This window comes from Maricaulis sp. MIT060901 (genome assembly GCF_047123815.1).
Taxonomy (GTDB): domain Bacteria; phylum Pseudomonadota; class Alphaproteobacteria; order Caulobacterales; family Maricaulaceae; genus Maricaulis.
The window spans coordinates 3,119,023-3,135,769 of sequence record NZ_CP138920.1; the positions used below are offsets into that span (position 1 = coordinate 3,119,023).

Annotated in this window: 13 protein-coding genes; 5 read left to right on the plus strand and 8 right to left on the minus strand. The window is 60.4% G+C overall.

All coding sequences use genetic code 11. The features are described from left to right. Positions 1-157 precede the first annotated feature (157 nt). The 5 genes from SIC17_RS15460 to SIC17_RS15480 form a co-directional block, all read right to left on the minus strand. Positions 158-595 (minus strand): HIT family protein, encoded by a 438-nt coding sequence (locus SIC17_RS15460; RefSeq protein ID WP_412545930.1) that lies wholly within the window; start codon positions 593-595, stop codon positions 158-160. After that, positions 573-1,781, minus strand: coding sequence for a GNAT family N-acetyltransferase (locus SIC17_RS15465; protein ID WP_412545931.1), 1,209 nt, complete (start codon positions 1,779-1,781; stop codon positions 573-575). Before SIC17_RS15465 ends, SIC17_RS15460 begins: the two co-directional genes overlap by 23 nt. An 11-nt stretch (positions 1,782-1,792) precedes the next feature. Continuing rightward, on the minus strand, positions 1,793-3,148 hold the full coding sequence (locus SIC17_RS15470) for a M48 family metalloprotease (RefSeq protein WP_412545932.1): 1,356 nt from the start codon (positions 3,146-3,148) through the stop codon (positions 1,793-1,795). A gap of 115 nt (positions 3,149-3,263) precedes the next feature. Then, positions 3,264-6,050 carry an Rne/Rng family ribonuclease gene (locus SIC17_RS15475; protein ID WP_412545933.1) on the minus strand — a complete coding sequence of 929 codons (2,787 nt, stop codon included), beginning with the start codon at positions 6,048-6,050 and terminating at the stop codon, positions 3,264-3,266. Positions 6,051-6,278: 228 nt separating this feature from the next. Beyond that, the gene (locus SIC17_RS15480) at positions 6,279-6,461 is read right to left on the minus strand and encodes a hypothetical protein (protein WP_412545934.1); all 183 of its coding nucleotides are present in this window, start codon (positions 6,459-6,461) and stop codon (positions 6,279-6,281) included. Between the two features lie 78 nt (positions 6,462-6,539). Between SIC17_RS15480 and SIC17_RS15485 the strand changes: the two genes are divergently transcribed. The 3 genes from SIC17_RS15485 to prfB all read left to right on the plus strand — a co-directional run bounded on the left by SIC17_RS15485 (position 6,540) and on the right by prfB (position 11,562). Continuing rightward, positions 6,540-7,754, plus strand: coding sequence for an N-acetylmuramoyl-L-alanine amidase (locus SIC17_RS15485; RefSeq protein ID WP_412545935.1), 1,215 nt, complete (start codon positions 6,540-6,542; stop codon positions 7,752-7,754). Between the two features lie 92 nt (positions 7,755-7,846). After that, positions 7,847-10,351 (plus strand): penicillin-binding protein 1A, encoded by a 2,505-nt coding sequence (locus SIC17_RS15490; RefSeq protein ID WP_412545936.1) that lies wholly within the window; start codon positions 7,847-7,849, stop codon positions 10,349-10,351. Between the two features lie 82 nt (positions 10,352-10,433). Next, positions 10,434-11,562, plus strand: a protein-coding gene (gene prfB, locus SIC17_RS15495; RefSeq protein ID WP_412545937.1) for a peptide chain release factor 2 whose coding sequence is annotated in 2 segments (ribosomal slippage) — positions 10,434-10,502 and positions 10,504-11,562 — 1,128 coding nt in all. Because the reading frame shifts where the segments join, the coding sequence is not laid out codon by codon here. A 178-nt stretch (positions 11,563-11,740) separates the two neighbouring features. Here the strand turns inward: prfB and SIC17_RS15500 are convergent. The 3 genes from SIC17_RS15500 to SIC17_RS15510 all read right to left on the minus strand — a co-directional run bounded on the left by SIC17_RS15500 (position 11,741) and on the right by SIC17_RS15510 (position 13,980). Next, positions 11,741-12,043, minus strand: a complete 303-nt coding sequence (locus SIC17_RS15500; RefSeq protein ID WP_291896138.1) for a winged helix-turn-helix domain-containing protein — start codon at positions 12,041-12,043, stop codon at positions 11,741-11,743. A gap of 2 nt (positions 12,044-12,045) precedes the next feature. After that, positions 12,046-12,675 carry a hypothetical protein gene (locus SIC17_RS15505; RefSeq protein WP_291896137.1) on the minus strand — a complete coding sequence of 210 codons (630 nt, stop codon included), beginning with the start codon at positions 12,673-12,675 and terminating at the stop codon, positions 12,046-12,048. Between the two features lie 66 nt (positions 12,676-12,741). Further along, positions 12,742-13,980 carry an acyltransferase family protein gene (locus SIC17_RS15510; protein WP_291896135.1) on the minus strand — a complete coding sequence of 413 codons (1,239 nt, stop codon included), beginning with the start codon at positions 13,978-13,980 and terminating at the stop codon, positions 12,742-12,744. A gap of 232 nt (positions 13,981-14,212) precedes the next feature. Here SIC17_RS15510 and SIC17_RS15515 point away from each other — a divergent pair, with 232 nt between their 5' ends. Both SIC17_RS15515 and SIC17_RS15520 read left to right on the plus strand, forming a co-directional pair. Further along, a complete protein-coding gene (locus SIC17_RS15515) occupies positions 14,213-14,911 on the plus strand; it encodes a class I SAM-dependent methyltransferase (RefSeq protein WP_412545938.1) in 699 nt (232 codons plus the stop codon). A gap of 173 nt (positions 14,912-15,084) precedes the next feature. Next, positions 15,085-16,725: a serine hydrolase domain-containing protein gene (locus SIC17_RS15520; RefSeq protein WP_412545939.1), complete on the plus strand. Its 1,641-nt coding sequence runs from the start codon at positions 15,085-15,087 to the stop codon at positions 16,723-16,725. Positions 16,726-16,747 lie beyond the last annotated feature (22 nt).

Here is a 16,747-nt window from a genome sequence, read left to right on the forward strand (position 1 = left end):
ACCGATTATTCCTCCGCGTTGAGCTGGGGCCGCCCAATAGGCAAGGCCACCCATCAATTAGTGCCAGCCCGCAAAGGTCTGCAGCCTAACAAGAACCGGCCATGCTGACCCCTAGGTCCTGACTTTCGTCAGGATGAGGCGGCTTGATACCTTCTCCCTAAGGCATCTCGATCGCCGCAGCGATTTTCTCCGCCTGGACCTGCAGCTCCGCCATATCCGCCTGGCCACCGCCATGCGCGCCCAGGGCTTCGCCTTCCTTGCGCGGGATGATGTGGAAATGGACGTGGAACACGGTCTGACCAGCCGGGGCGCCGGAGAACTGGGTCATCACGATGCCGTCGGGATTGAGCGCCTTTTTAACCGCCTGGGCGATGCGCTTGACGCGCAGCATGGCGCCCTGGAGTGCGCCGTCGGTCAGTTCCAGCAGATTGCGCGCCGGTTCGCGCGGCACGACCAGGACATGGCCGGGCGCTTGCGGGAAAATATCCATGAAGGCGAGCACCTGTTCGTCCTCATAGACTTTCACACAGGGCATCTCGCCGCGCAGGATCTTGGCGAAGATATTCTCCGGATCATACTGGCCGTCGATGCTCATTGTGCGTCTCCTGTTTGGGTTCTCCGGCCTTAAACGGACTCTCCTGGCGCTGCAATTCGATATCGTGCAGCACGGCCGGGCGTTCCTGGTCCAGGAAATCTGACACAGCGCCGCGAAAGCCTTCATCTGCAATGTAATGCGCCGAATAGACGGGCGAGGGCAGATAGCCACGCGCCAGCTTGTGTTCGCCCTGGGCTCCCGCCTCGACGCGGTCCAGTTTCAGTGCGATCGCGGCATCGATGGCCTGGTGATAACAGAGCTCGAAATGCAGATAGGGGTGATCCGCCAGGCGCCCCCAATAGCGGCCATAGAGAGCGTTGGAGCCGATCAGGTTCAGTGCCGAGGCGATGTAGCGCCCGTCATGTTTGGCCATGACCAGCAGGACCTTGTCGCGCATGCGTTGGTGCAGCAGATCGAAAAAGGCCCGGTTGAGATAGGGATAGCCCCATTTGCGCGACCCGGTTTCCTGGTAACAGGCGAAAAACACATCCCAGTGTTCCGGGCGCAGATCATCACCGGTGAGTTGTTCGATCTCCAGCCCGGTCTGCGCGGCTTCGCGTTCCTTGCGCAAGGCCTTGCGCTTGCGGGAAGAGAGCGCGTCCAGGAAGTCGGCGTAACTGGCATAGTCCTGATTGTGCCAGATGTATTGCCGGTCCACGCGCTGTAACAGGCCCATGGCCGCCATTTCCTGCCAGCTTTTCTCGTCCGGGAAAGTGATATGCCAGCTGGCGATATTCCACTGGGATGCTGCCTGGACCGCGGCGGAGGCGAGTGTGCGGCGGGTAGCCTCGTCGGCAGCCAGAAGGCGCCGTCCTGTCACCGGGGTAAAGGGAACCGCCGTCTGCATTTTGGGGTAATACTGCCCGCCAGCACGTTCCCAGGCATCGGCCCAGGCGTGGTCGAAGACATATTCGCCCTGGCTGTGCGCCTTGAGATAGAGCGGCAGGACACCGATCAGTTCGCCCGCGGCATTTTCCAGCGCCAGGTGACGTGGATACCAGCCGGCCTCCGGCGAGACACTGCCGCTTTCCTCCAGGGCCTGCAGGAAATCCCAGCTCAGGAAAGGATCGAATTCCTGCCCCGCCGGATTTGCCAGCCGGTCCCACGCCTCGCGAGGGATCTCGGAGAGCGCGCCATGCGAGCGCACGGTCAGGCCATCAGGCGTGTCCGGTTCTGCAGGGTCCATCTGCTGCTTGCCTAGTTTCTGCGGCGCTGGCGGCGGATTTCCTCGCGGGTCGGTATGGAGACCGCCTCGATCTCGGTGGCGCGGAACCAGGCGGGTGTGCCTTGTTCCAGATTTGCCCGGGCACGCATTGCGAACTGGCGGGCGCGGCCGGAATTGCCAACCGCAAAGGCCTGTTCGGCGACAGCCAGCTGGGCCAGCGCGGTTTCTCCGCTGCGTTCATGCACGATGGAAAGCTGATACCAGGCAAAGGCATTGTCCGGCTCGATATCCAGTGCGATGCGCAGGTTTCGGCGGGCGTCCTCCAGCAATTGCGGGTCTTCCGTGGCGATCTGAGAGATGGCGAGATTTACGCGCAGCAAGGGCGCGGTCGGCAACAGCTCTACCGAGCGGGCGTGATACTGGATGCTTTCCTCGGCGCGACCGCTTTCGAACAGCATCTGGCCGTAAAGTTCATGGAAATAGGGGTTTTCCGGCTCTTCTGCGATCAGGCTCTCGATCTCTTCGCGCGCTTCGTCCAGGCGGGCGTCATGGTAATAGGCCACAGCACGGGCATAACGCGCCGGCAGGGACTGGTCGGTTTCCGGATAGCGATAGAAAACAAATTCCGGCTCGACCAGGAAGCCATAGATCTTGGCCTGGATGCGGCGCAGATCGGCGATGTCCTCGGGGGAATCCTGAACCGTGAAAAATTCGGACTGTTCCACATTCTCGCGCAGCGCGTCGATACGGTGGCTGGACAGCGGGTGGGACCGGAAATAGGGGAAGCGGCGCGCGTTCGACATCACTTCCTGGTAGCGAAAGCGGTCAAAGAATTCGACGAGGCCCTGGCCGGACTGGCCGGTCTCCTCCAGATAGCCGAGAGCAGCCTGATCAGCCGAAGCTTCCTGGCCGCGGCTGTAAGTGAGGAAGGACAGCGCGCCGAATTGCTGGCTTGAAGCCATCAGCGTGGCACCGGCACCGCCTTCGCCAGCGAGTGCAGCGAGCAAGCCCAGTCCCATTGACACATAAACCGGTACTGCAGCAGCCTGCATGGCATCGCCGGACCGTGCCAGATGGGCGCCGGCGATATGGCCGGTCTCGTGAGCGATGACGCCCTTGAGCTGGTTGGGTGTGCCTGCTTCGACGATGATGCCGGTATGCAGGAAAATATTCTGACCGCCCGTTACAAAGGCGTTCAGGGTCGGGTCCGCGACCAGATAGAGATCAACATCTGCTGGCAGCAATCCTGCCGCAACCAGAATCGGATCGGTATATTCGCGCAGGACCTGCTCGATCTCGGTATCCCGGATCAGCGATTGACCCAAGGCTTCAACACTTGTTGCCGTGGCAAGAGTAAACGCTACGGCGATGGCTTTGAGGATTTTCATCCTACCTCCACTACACAGCCCCCGCAGCAATATCTTAGCAGCGCTTCCCCAAAGCGCCAGCGTCAGGCGTTCACCCGGCTCTCACCATGTCGAGAGCCGGGTGAACAGGATCTGATCAGTTGCCGAACAGACCGGTGCGGTTCCACCAGCCCTTGCGCTTGGGCTTGTCCGACTTGTCGTCTGCCGCCTCGGCAGGGGTTTCAACAGCCGGCTCTGCTGCAGCAACAGGTTCGGCTGCGACGGGCTCCGGCTCTGCGGCTTTGGGAGCGTCCTCAGCGGCGGGCGCGTCAGCAGCCTTCTTTCTGGTACGGCGGCGCTTGGGCTTTTCCGTCGCTTCCGGTTCAGCTTTTTCTTCAGCCTTTTCCGCAGCGGGCTCAGCCGTTTTGGCGTCTTCCGCAGTTTCAGCTTCCGGTTCTGCCTTCTTGCGGCGCGTGCGACGCTTTGGTTTCGGCTTTTCTCCCTCGGCCTTGGCATCTGCTTCGGGCTCGGCTGGCGTTTCAGCCTTGTCCTCGCTTGCCGCAGATTCTACGCCGGCGTCAGCCTTCTTGCGGCGCGGGCGACGTGTACGCTTGGGCTTTTCTACCTTAGCGTCCTCGGCGGCGGTCTCCGTGTCTTCAGCGGAGGCTTCGGCCGGTTCAGCAGCCGCCTCATCAGTTGCGGCTTCGCTCTCGACCTCCGCATCTGCCTTCTTGCGACGCGGGCGGCGCTTGCGTTTGGGCTTCTCGTCCTCGGCCGCCCGCGCTTCAGCTTCAGCTTCAGTGTCGGTTTCGGCTTCAGCGGTGGGTGCTTCGGCTTCGGCTACAGCTTCGCCGTTCTCGGATGGCTCGGCCCCCTCGTTGGTCTCGCCATCGGTTTCCGCACTGGCGTTCTCGCCCCGGCGACGACCTCGGCCACCGCGACGACCACGACGGCGGCGGCGTTTCGGCTTGTCCTCGTCATCATCATCGGTATCCGCCTCGGCGTCGGACGATGTATCCTCGTTCTCATCAGAGCTTGTTTCAGCAGACGCGTTGTCTTCGCCCTTGCCACCACGGCGACGACGGCGACGCCGGCGGCGGCGACCGCCACCTTCACGCTCTTCCTCTTCCTGGACTTCCGGCTCGTCAGCCTCGATCTCGTCGATTGATTCGACAGAGAGCGGGGCCAGTTCGATCTTCAGCTCCTGACCCGGCTCACGCGTGTCCAGGAGTTCGATGTTGAACGTAGGTGCAATGAGCTGATCATTGGCCGCTACCATGATGCGCATCTCGAAGCGTTCCTCGATCGAGAGCAGGTGGTCACGCTTTTCGTTGAGCAGATACAGCGCGACAGATGTCGGGACGGTGATCCGGATTGCTTTCGCGCGACCGCGAGTGCCTTCCTGTTCCAGACCGCGCAGCGCGACCAGGGCACTGGACTCCGCAGACCTCAGCAGGCCGGTTCCGCTACAATGCGGACATTCCGTCGTCGAGCCCTCGATCAGGCTGGTGCGGCGCCGCTGGCGGGAGATCTCCATCAGGCCGAACTGTGAGATACGGCCCATCTGCAATCGCGCACGATCGCGTTTGAGCACGTCCTTCATGCGCTTTTCGACGGCACGATTATTCTTCGATTCATCCATGTCGATGAAGTCGATGACGATCAGGCCCGCCAGGTCACGCAGGCGCATCTGGCGCGCGGCTTCGGTTGCCGCTTCCAGATTGGTCTTCAGGGCAGTTGCCTCGATATTGCGCTCACGCGTGGCGCGTCCCGAGTTGACGTCGATCGAGACCAGCGCCTCGGTCGGGTTGATGACCAGATAGCCGCCGGATTTGAGAGGTGCGATCGGCGAGTAGATGGCCTCGAGCTGATTCTCGACCTGATGGCGCAGGAAGAGCGGAACCGGCTCCTTGTAATGCTGGACCTTCTTGGCATGACTCGGCATGAGCATGCGCATGAAGCCCTTGGCTTCCTTGTAGGCCGCTTCGCCTTCGACCAGGACGGAATCGATTTCCTTGTCGTAGAGATCGCGAATGGCGCGTTTGACCAGATTGCCTTCTTCGTAAATCAGGGAAGGGGCCACAGCCTTGAGCGTCGCCTCACGGATATTACTCCACAGGCGCATCAGATAGTCGGCGTCGCGGCGAATCTCGACCTTGGTCCGCTTGGCGCCTGCCGTACGGATGATCAGGCCGACACCTTTCGGCAGATCCAGCTCGCCGACGACAGATTTCAGACGCTTGCGGTCAGCTGCATTGGAGATCTTGCGGGAAATGCCGCCACCACGCGGGGTGTTTGGCATCAGCACACAATAACGACCGGCCAGGGAAAGGTAGGTGGTCAGGGCCGCGCCCTTGTTGCCACGTTCTTCCTTGGCGACCTGGACCAGCAGCACCTGGCGGCGTTTGATGACCTCCTGGATCTTGTAGCGACGATAGAGTTGGCGGCGCATGCGCGCAGCCTTCTGCTCGTCGATATCGTCCTCGACGTCATCGCTGTCGGTCTCGATCGTCTCTGCAGACGTGTCGTCACCGTCTTCGTTCGCGTCATCGCCGTCACTGGCGTTTTCGTTGGACTTGTCCGCGTCGGATGCGTCCTCGGCCTGGGCCTCGGGCGTTTCGCTGGCGTCCTCCTCCTCGTCATCCTCATCGGCGACGACAGAGGCTTCTTCCTCGGCCAGGGCGAGGCGATCCTCGTAGGGGATCTGGTAGTAATCCGGATGGATCTCGTTGAAGGCGAGGAAACCGTGACGGTTTCCGCCGTATTCGACGAAGGCGGCCTGCAGCGAGGGTTCTACTCGCGTGACCTTGGCCAGATAGATGTTGCCGCGTATCGGCCGCTTCGCAGCGGCTTCGAAATCAAATTCCTCGACTTTGGGTCCATCGACTACGACGACGCGGGTCTCCTCGGGATGACCTGCATCGATCAGCATTTTCTTTGACATTAAGGGATTCTCCTGCGCGCACATACAGTCCGGCCCGGCCGCTTTCGGCGGCAACAGGAGACAGTTGTGGCGGGGTGCTGGAAAGCGAGTCTCGGCCTGTCGAGATTTGGAAATGATGCAGGCGTTGCTCGCGCATCTTCGCGTTTCCTTTGGCAGACCCGATGCGGCGGACGCCGGCTGGCCTGCGGTGGTCGGGGCCGCATCTCCGATATGGACATGCGACAGTGTTCAGCGGGTCGGCGCTCGCTTCGGCAGGCCCGAAAACAGGGCGCCGGAGGAGGCCTCATCGCGCCGGGCGAACTTCGGGTTGAATGCTTCCGGTCGCCGCAGCGGGCTCAAGATGCAACATTCGCGACGGGAATGGAAGCCTTTCACGCGGTAGGAAAAACTTGGGATGTTGAGTATTTTCATCAACCAAACGTCAAGTTCCATCGTTTAGGGTCCAATTAAAGCCGTGGACAGAATCACGGCGTATGCGATGGTGTGTGTATGCGTTTACTGGCGATTTTGGCGGCGTTTGCGACCAGCTTGGTCTCGGGTGCTGCAGCTCTGGCAGAACAGGAAGTCCGTGCGGTTCGTTTCGGTGGAGACGAGTCGCGTACGCGCGTGGTTGTTGAAACCTCGCAGCCGGGGGAGTTCCGCGCATATACGCTGGATGGTGTGTCCACGCGTCTCGTTGTCGACCTTCCGGTCTCGTCCTGGCAGGTGCCGGGGCTTGAGGCAGGTGAGGGCGTTGGAACCGGTCTTGTGGACGGTTTCCGCTTCTTCAACAATTCCGCCTCGTCATCACGCATCGTCTTCGAGCTTGACCATCCCGCGATGATCGACAGCCAGTTTTCGCTCGAACCTGCGCCAAGCAGCAATAATTATCGCATTGTCGTTGATCTCGCCCGGACCAGTGAACAGGCCTTTCGTGATTCTTCCGGGGTTCAGACGGTGGCCAGCACGATTGATACGCTGATCGCCGAGCGGGTCGAGGCTGCCTATGTTCCGCCAGCCCGTGACCGTCGTGTTATTGTCGTCGATGCCGGTCATGGAGGGCACGACCCGGGCGCGTCTGGTCGTGGCGGCACGCATGAGCGTGACGTGACCCTGGCCGCTGCGCGCGAGTTGCGCCGCCAGCTCGAGGCCACCGGACGATATGAAGTCTATTTGACGCGAGACACTGATGTCTTTCTGTCCCTGCAACAGCGGGTCCAGGTGGCTGCCGATGTGCGTGCCGACCTTTTCCTGTCCATTCACGCGGACTCTGTACCAACCAATCGCAATGCACGCGGTGCCGCGGTTTATACGTTGAATGACCGGGCTGAAAACCGGGCCAGGAACCGGGCGCTCCAGAGCGCGGATCATTCTGAAGAAGCCGATGTGAACAACATCCTCGTCTCGTTGGAACTGCGCGAGAAGCGCAACCAGTCCTCTGCCTTTGCCGAGGTTCTGCTGGAGCATCTCGGTGATTCCGGCCCGTTGCTGAACAACCCGCACCGTCAGGAGAATTTCTACGTTCTTCTCGACAGCCGGGTGCCTGCCGTGCTGTTGGAAATGGGTTTCCTGTCGAACTCCACTGACGAGCGCAATCTCAATTCTGCCTCCCACCGCCGCCGCCAGATGGAGGCTGTGACCAGAGGTATCGACGACTATTTCGCCACTCGTGGTGACATGGGCGAATACCCCGAGGCTGCAAACACCCCTATCCGGGCACGCTAGAACGCTTCCATCCGGGGGCTGTACCCGTCATAATAAGGCCCTGATGTCGTGATCTGACGTGACACCGGGGAATGTGGGGCCTTGAGAGCGTAATGAAGATTTTCACTCTGCGTAATGTGTTGCGGACTGCCATGTGGGGCGGGATCGTCGCACTGGGCACGGCCCTCGTCGGCGCCATTGTGGCGGTTGTCTATGTGGTACGTGTCACAGCGGACCTGCCCGACTATCAACAATTGGCGGAATACGAACCGCCGGTAATGAGCCGGGTGCATGCCGGTGATGGGCGCCTGATCGCGGAATATGCGCGTGAGCACCGCGTCTTCGTGCCGATCGAGAACATTCCCCAGAGCCTGGTCCAGGCCTTCATCTCGGCCGAGGACAAGAATTTCTATGAACATGGCGGGCTGGATTTTCGCGGCATTATCCGTGCTGCCTTTGCCAATGTGCGCCATGTGATCCTTGGAGAACGCCTGGAAGGCGCCTCGACCATCACCCAGCAGGTGGCCAAGAACTTCCTGCTTTCCTCGGCTCAGCGCCTTGAACGCAAGGTGCAGGAGATGGTGCTGGCCCGGCGGATCGAACGTGCTTTTACCAAGGACCAGATCCTAGAGCTCTATCTCAACGAGATCTATTTCGGTCAGCGCGCCTACGGGGCTGCGGCGGCCGCGCTGAACTATTTTGACAAGTCCCTGGACGAGCTGACCCTGGACGAGGCCGCACTGCTGGCTGCGGTCGTGAACGGCCCGGCCCGTTTCCACCCGATCCGCCATCCCGAACGCACGATTGACCGGCGCAACTGGGTGCTTTCCCGCATGGCCGCCAATGGCTACGTCACCGAAGAGGAAGCGCGCGAAGCGGCCCAGCAGCCGCTGCAGATCGCGGAGCGTCTGAGCGGTGATGATTATCTGGCAGCCGAGTATTTCGTCGAGAATGTTCGTCGCCAGGTTTTCTCCATGTATGGCGATGACGAGCTCTATCATGGTGGGCTCTCGATCCGGACGACGCTGGACACAACCATGCAGCTGGCCGCACGCCAGGCTCTGCGAGAGGGTCTAGAGACCTATGACCGTCGCCACGGCTATCGCGGCGAGCTGGGCCAGATCGAGCTGGAAGACGGCTGGGAGACACGCCTCGAGGAGTTCACCCTGCCGCGCGATCTCGACGCCGGCTGGATCGGCGCAGTTGTTCTGTCGCTGACGGATGAAGCTGCCGAGATCGGCTTTGCTGACGGGACGCGTGGATCCATTCCCATGACCGCTCTGGAATGGGGACGTGAAACCCTGCCAGACGGCGAGCTGGGTCCTGTTGTTTCCACACCGTCCGAGGTGCTTGATGCCGGTAATGTGATCCTGGTGGAATCGATTGCTGACCAGGAAGACTATTCAGAAGGCCAGTTCGGCCTTCGCCAGATCCCGGCCATCAACGGTGCGATCATGGCGATGGACCCGCATACAGGCCGTGTCCTGGCGATGATGGGCGGCTACAGCTTCCAGCACAGCCAGTTCAATCGTGCGACCCAGGCCCGGCGCCAGCCCGGATCTTCGTTCAAGCCGTTTGCCTATGCCGCAGCGTTGGACAATGGATATACGCCCGCCAGCCTGATCCTGGACGCGCCGTTTATTGCGACGGGTGGTCCGGATGAGCGTTTCTACATGCCCTCCAACTATGCCGAGCGTTATTACGGCATGTCGACGCTGCGCCTCGGGCTGGAACTGTCGCGTAACGTGATGACGGTTCGCCTGGCCCAGGAAATGGGCATGCGCCCGATATCCGATTATGGTCAGCGCTTTGGAATTTATGACGAGCTGTCTCCGGTTCTCGCCATGTCGCTGGGTGCGGGTGAGACGACGCTGCACCGCCTCGTGTCCGCCTATGCCACGCTGGTCAATGGCGGGCGCCGGGTCGAACCGACCATTCTCGACCGGGTTCAGGACCGGACAGGGTCCACGATCTTCGCCCATGAACAGCTCGATTGCGATACCTGTGACGTTGAGGAATGGACGCAGGAATTGCTCGAGCCCTGGTTCGAGGAAACGCGAACCGAGGTCGTTGACCCGGTGACGGCCTATCAGGTCGTGCATATGCTGGAAGGCGCTGTACAGCGCGGTACGGGCACGGCGCTGCGGTCCCTGGGCCGCCCGATGGGGGGCAAAACCGGCACGACCAATGATTTCCGCGATGCCTGGTTTGTCGGTTTCTCACCGGACCTGATTGTCGGCGTCTATGTCGGCTTTGACACGCCCTATCAGCTGGGCAGTGGCGAGGCGGGAGGCCGTGTTGCCGCGCCGATTGCACGCGATTTCTTCAGCCAGGTGATCGGTGATTATCCGGTCGCACCTTTCCGCGTTCCAGAAGGCGTGCGCCTGGTGCCGATCGACCGTCTGACCGGCGAGCCCGGTATTCTCGGCCAGTCCGGTGTGATCCTGGAAGCTTTCCGTCCTGGCACCGAGCCCTCGCGCCAGAGCGTGGACGAGGAAAGCGGTCTGTCCTTCGCCCGTTCCTCCGTCAGTGACCGTCCGCAGGATGCGGGGCTCGAGGAGGGTGACGAGGAAGAGGAAGAAGAGGAGCTCGATGAGGAGCTGGGCGGGCTGTACTGACGTGTAGCGCCCGGCTTGTTTCCTCCGGCGAGCCTCTTTATCCCTGTTCGTTCACGTCCATGATGCCAAGCCGAGTCGATCCATGCGCGCAGACATCCAGACCCTGTCCGATGAAATCCAGCAGGCCGTAGGCTTGCTGAGGAGGCGTCTTTGACTGGGATACAGCCCAGAAACGCCTAGACGAACTCACCGCCATGTCCGAAGCACCGGACTTCTGGAATGACAGTCAGAAGGCTCAGTCCCTGATGCGTGAACGCAACCGGCTGGACGATGCCATGACGGTCATCCAGGAAGCCGAGGTCGAGCTGTCTGATACACTCGAACTGGTCGAGCTGGCCGAGATGGAAGACGATGAGAGCATCGTCGAAGATGCCGTCGAGAGCCTGAAGACCCTGCAGGACAAGATGAAGCGCGCCGAGCTGGAAGCGCTGTTGTCCGGTGAGGCTGATGGCAATGACAGCTATCTGGAAATCCACTCCGGTGCCGGCGGCACGGAGAGCCAGGACTGGGCGTCCATGATGACCCGCATGTATACACGCTGGGCCAATGCTCGTGGTTTCAAGGTCGAGGTCATCGAGGAACAGGCCGGCGAGGAAGCGGGGCTCAAATCTGCCACCCTGCTGATCAAGGGCGAGAATGCCTATGGCTGGCTGAAGACCGAGACCGGCGTCCACCGTCTGGTCCGGATCTCGCCGTTTGATTCCAGTGCCCGTCGCCATACCAGTTTCGCAAGCGTTGGCGCTTATCCACTTATCGACGACCAGATCGAGGTCGATATCGAGGAAGGCAAGGTTCGCACGGATACCTATCGCGCCTCCGGTGCGGGTGGTCAGCACGTCAATACGACGGACTCGGCGGTTCGCCTGACCTATGACATGCCAGGCCAGGAGCGACCCATCGTGGTGCAGTGCCAGAATGAGCGGTCCCAGCACAAGAACCGGGCCCAGGCCTGGGATATGTTGCGCGCCCGGGTTTATGAGATCCAGCTGGCTGAACGCGAGGCTGCGGCGCAGGCCGAGGCTGATGCCAAGACCGAGATCGGTTGGGGCCACCAGATCCGCTCCTATGTCCTGCAGCCCTATCAGATGGTCAAGGATCTGCGCACCAATGTGGAAACGTCCAATACGGGCGGTGTTCTTGATGGTGATCTGGACCAGTTCATGGCCGCTGCCCTGGCAGCGCGTGTTGGCGGTGAAGAGGAAGAGGCCTGAGTTGGCGCGGATAATCTTCCCCATTCATGGGGAAGTGGGCTCGCCGAAGCCTTGGCGTAGGCGAGGTCGAAGGGGGCGAGCGATAGCGAGCTAATCTCCGCGCTGACGCGCTCCGGTCCTTCCGCCTGCGCTTGAGCTACGGCAGAGCCACCTCCCAGGAGGGGAGGATTCGGTTCGCTCAGCCTCCATCTCCCAGCAGATCTGCAATGGCTTTCACATAAGCCTTGAAGGCTATGCGTCCGGTCTTGGTGATGCGGGCGCGGGTGAGCGGTTTGCGGTCGAGGAAGCTTTTTTCGATCTCGATATAACCCGCGTCTTCAAGCTTTCTCAGATGCACGGAGAGATTCCCGCGCGTGGCTTCAAGCGCGCTGGCGAGCTCGGTAAAATCAGCCACTTCTGCATTGGTCAGATAGGTCATGATACCCAGGCGCAAGCGCCCGTGGATCACTTCATCAATCTGGCCGATACCCTTGGACGCCATGACTAGTCCGCCGTCTCCGACTGTTTGTCGGCCACCCGCATCATGACCAGTCCAGGTCCGGCCAGCAGCAAGATGAGGGAAAGCGCGATCACCAGGACATAGGTTGGAGAATGCGCGGTCAAACCCAGCGCAATGGCGCCGACATACCAGCCCAGCGCGACAAGGCCGAGCCAGGCGCGCTTTCGCATCCGAAAGGCGAGATACCAGGCAACGCCCTGCAAAGCATAGATAAAGGGTGTGTAGAAATACCAGACGCCGCCATCACCCGTGCGGATATTGGCGACGATGAAGACGATGACCAGACATATATTCGCCACGCCTGCGCCCTGGAAGGCCGCTTCATAGGCCCGACGGACTGCGGTGTTGGAGCTCTGGCCCCGGTTTTTCCAGATGATCACGCCGAGGACAGCGAAGAAAGCCACGGTGCAGCCGATGACGAAGGCGAGATATCCCAATCCGGACAGACCGATGATGCCGATGGCCGTTGCCCACTGCACCAGACCCTGGAAACCATAGATAATGCCCGCTGCGAGGAAGGATTGGCCCATGGCCTTGTTGGGCTTGTCCGGTGCGTCCGCAAGCGCGCGCATGAAAGCCAGGTCGTCGCGAACTGTCTCGATATCATCAGCCATGGCTTACCTTTCCATGCAGGAAGGAGGCGCCGGGATTGGCGCCTCCTTGTGAGGGTATGACCTGATTCAGGCGTTTGCCGATGCGGTCTCCAGTTTGGCGGCTTTGGCGGCAGCCTTGGCTTCCGCTTTCTTACCGTAGCGGCGACCATTGAGCCAGGCACCGATCCACGTGCCGCGGACCAGCAGATGGTAAGTGCTGATCGTGACCGCCAGGGTGATGGCGTTGATCAGCAGGTATTTCACGACGCCCAGCATCTCGACATCATTGAGCCAGACCTGCAGAGCCATGACGATCGGCAGGTGCCAGATGTAGATCCAGTAGGAAGCATCAGCGACATAGCGGCGCGCCGGGCTTTCATTGGCAAACAGGGCGAGGCCCAGGCCGATGAAGGCAAAGCTGAAGCACCAGCCGGCCAACGAATAGGCGCCGGCATAGGCCCAGCTCTGCAGGCTGTCATCAGCCGGCATGAAGCTGGGAGCGAGGCCGATCATCTGCAGGCAGGTGACTGTCAGGGCGATGGCAACCGCCATATAGGCCCACCAGAACTTGCGGAATGTGTCGAGCAGCCCGCTCTGACCGTGCAGGATCCAGCCAAAGGCGAAACCGGTGCCATAGGCGGTCAGTGCGATCATGTTCGGGTAAAGACCGATATCCGGCGTCGGGATGCCAAACCAGCTGTACCACATCTCGGTATTCATGAAGGCCAGGCTTGCCGGGATCGCCAGCAGGAGCGGCAGGAGCGGCGTGTGACCGATAAACTCGACGAGCGTGCCACCCGCAGCACGCATTTTCCCGGACGGATCAACGACCGCGACAAGCAGACGGATGATGATTGCGCCAACATAGAAAATGCTCAGCAGGTAGAGGAACCAGAGATGGGTCAGGGGAAAGTTTTCTGCCGTCAGCGGCGGATCTTCCGGCGCTTCCGGGGCTTCGCCCCCATTGGCCTTGATCGCGCCCCAGACAATGACCGTGACGATCAACATCAGGATCGGGAACCAGAACGTGGCGAGGGGAGCAAACACGCGTTTGAAGCGATCAAAGGCAAATCCGATCGCACCACGTTTTTGCCAGGCGAGGCGCGCGAAAAAGCCGGCGAGGATAAAGAAGAGCAGCATGCGGAAGATGTGGGGCACATAGAAAGTCAGGCCAAAGGCGGCGCTGCTGTTGGCGTCATGGGTGATCCACACGGGGAAGTCACTCGGGATGAATGACATGCCGGCGTGCAGGAACACGCCCAGCAAGAGTGCGAAACCGCGAACGGCGTCGAGGCCGTGCAGACGGTTGGTCGGGGAAGAGGTCATTTGATTGCTCCGTTACGTGTTGAGTAGGATGTTACACAGACAAGTTTAAAAATCAAACACGTTTTCAATAGCCGGAGCGACGAAAAGGGATGACGCGCGCTGCCGGGGAGGGTAAGTCTCTATAAAGAAACAGCTTCAGAGGATTTCGATGGTCGATGTCGTGGCACAGAACCGAACGGCTTGGAACAGGGAATCAGCGTCCGGAGAAGGTGAGTGGAGCCAGCCCGTTGATTTGGAAACTATCGAGCGGGCACGCCGGGGCGAGGTAGAGGTAATCCTCACACCCAACCGCATCGTTCCGCGTAACTGGTTTGGCGAGCTGGCGGGTGCACGTGTGCTTGGACTGGCATCCGGAGGCGGCCAACAGGTTCCTGTACTGGCCGCGGCCGGCGGACAGGTGACCAGTTTTGACAATTCGGACGAACAGCTTGCTCGCGACCGTGAGGTTGCTCGACGTGACGGGTTATCTGTGCTGTTCGAGCAGGGCGACATGATGGATCTCTCGCGCTTTGATCCGCAGAGTTTCGATCTCGTTTTCAATCCGGTCTCCACGATTTTCGTGCCCGATGTCGAACGCGTGTGGCAGGAGGTTCGCAGGGTCCTCAAGCCGGGCGGTCGCCTGCTTACTGGCGTGATGAACCCGGCTTTCTACATGTTCGATCACGACGCCATCGAGGCCGGTGCCGAACCGGTCGTGAAATTCCAGTTGCCGTTTGATGACACCCGACATCTCGACAAGCAGGGCCTCGACAAGCGAATCGCCGCACAGGAACATCTTGAGTTCTCCCACACGCTGGACAGCCTGATCGGAGGCCTCCTGCGGTCCGGTTTTGTGTTGCGCGACTTCTACGAGGACAACTGGAGCGATGAGGCCACGCCGCTCAACAAATTCATGAAAGTCTCTTTTGCCATGCTGGCAGAGGCGGTTTGACCAGATTTGTAAGCCTAAACCGGGGCTATCTGTCGAGACACGATTTAACAGTTTCGGGACAAGATTGGAGAGGATTGGAGATCAGTCTGCCGGACAGAAGGTGAAGAGACCGCGACCGGTGTTCGCGGCCAGTGTTCACACGTTCTCTCAGATGGCTGCCCGAGGTCTCCAACATGCTTACGCGCCTATTCTCCATTCTTCTTGCCCCGGTCCTGCTGACGGGACTGTGTCCTGTCGCCAGCGCTCAGACAGGCCATGATTGGTCGCATATCGATGCCTATTTCGAAGAGACCGACAGCGCGACGACGCCGGCCGCGGCGGTCGCCGTCATGTGGCAGGGCGAGTGGATCCATCGAGCCGTCGACGGCATGGCGGATATCGAGAACGCCATTCCGGCCGACGCGGAGAGCGGGTTTAATCTCGCATCGCTGACCAAACACTTCACGGCCTATGCCATCCATTCCCTTGAGGCGGAGGGCCATATCGAGCTTGACGCGTCCATTTCCAGTTATCTACCGGAGTTGCCAGATCGCGGCGTGACGGTTCGCGATCTCATGGTGCAGATTTCGGGACTGGCTTCGCCGTCTGCGAGGCGTTTGGGGGTGTTCGCCGGTGGCCGGCGCGAGGGATTGCTGGATATGTATGCTCGCCTGCCACAGGCCAACGAGCCGGGCAGTTTCTGGGCATACAATAACAATAACTATGATTTGCTCAGCATGATCGTGGAGCGCGTCAGTGGCTGGTCACTGCCTGAATACCTGTCAGAAACAACGTTCGGGCCACTCGGCATGACGGGAACCTATTTCCCGTATGGCCCCCAATACAGCCGGGAGAATCGAGCCTTCGGTTATCGGCAAGTCGACGGAGGTTATCGCAATCTCGACACGGTTGACGCTGTGCAGAGCCTGGTCGGCGCAGGCGGGCTGTATTCTTCGCTTTCGGACATGATGACCTGGTCGCAAGTCGTCTTGGCTGGCGGAGGCGCCATGGACGGGTTGCGCATGGAGGGGCTCTATAGTGACGGCATGCCGACAAGTTATGGTGCTGGCCTGAATGTTTCCGGCGAGGGGCATGGCACCATTTTCGAACACGGCGGAACCAGTGGAGCGACCAGCACTTACGTCATGTACTATCCTGCAGCGCGTAGTGTGGTCATCGTTCTCATCGCGTCAGACATCTATCACGGGCGTGGCGGGGCCGAGCGCATCACGCATGCGATCCGCGATGAGATGTTCGAGCGTTTCACGCATGAGCGGCCTCTTCAGGACGAGCCTCCGAGAGTGACAGGCCCAAACGCCGAACTTGCCGCGCAACTTGTTGGGCAGTGGTTTGGAGAGGTGAACGGCCGGGTACAAGTCGCCGACATGGAGATTAATGAAGCGGGTGATCTGGCCCTGCGTTTCTTTGATGGCTTTCAGTTGAACCTGCAACCAGTTGCGGAAGACAGCTTTGTTAGCCCGGATGTGCCATGGGCACGTGTTACGCTGCATGAAGGGCAGCTGCTCCTGTGGATGCAGCAAAAGTCTCTCGGCCAGCTTGCACCGGTCAGGGCGAATTCCGCGCTGCCAGTGACACGCAGACATACCGGGCGTTTCGTTTCATTCCTCCTTGGCGACGCCGCGTGGCATATTCAGGTCGACGGTGAGGATGTGCTCGCTACGTCCCCTTCCGGCAGAGCCTATACATTGACGCGCTTTACGGATGGCATTTACGGGAACACCCAATCCAATCTGGCGTTACAAATGATGGAAGAGGGGTGGATGCTCGGCGGTGGCCAGCTGCCGGACATTCTCTTTCGGAAAAGCACTGACTAGTGCGACACAAATGAAAAAACGG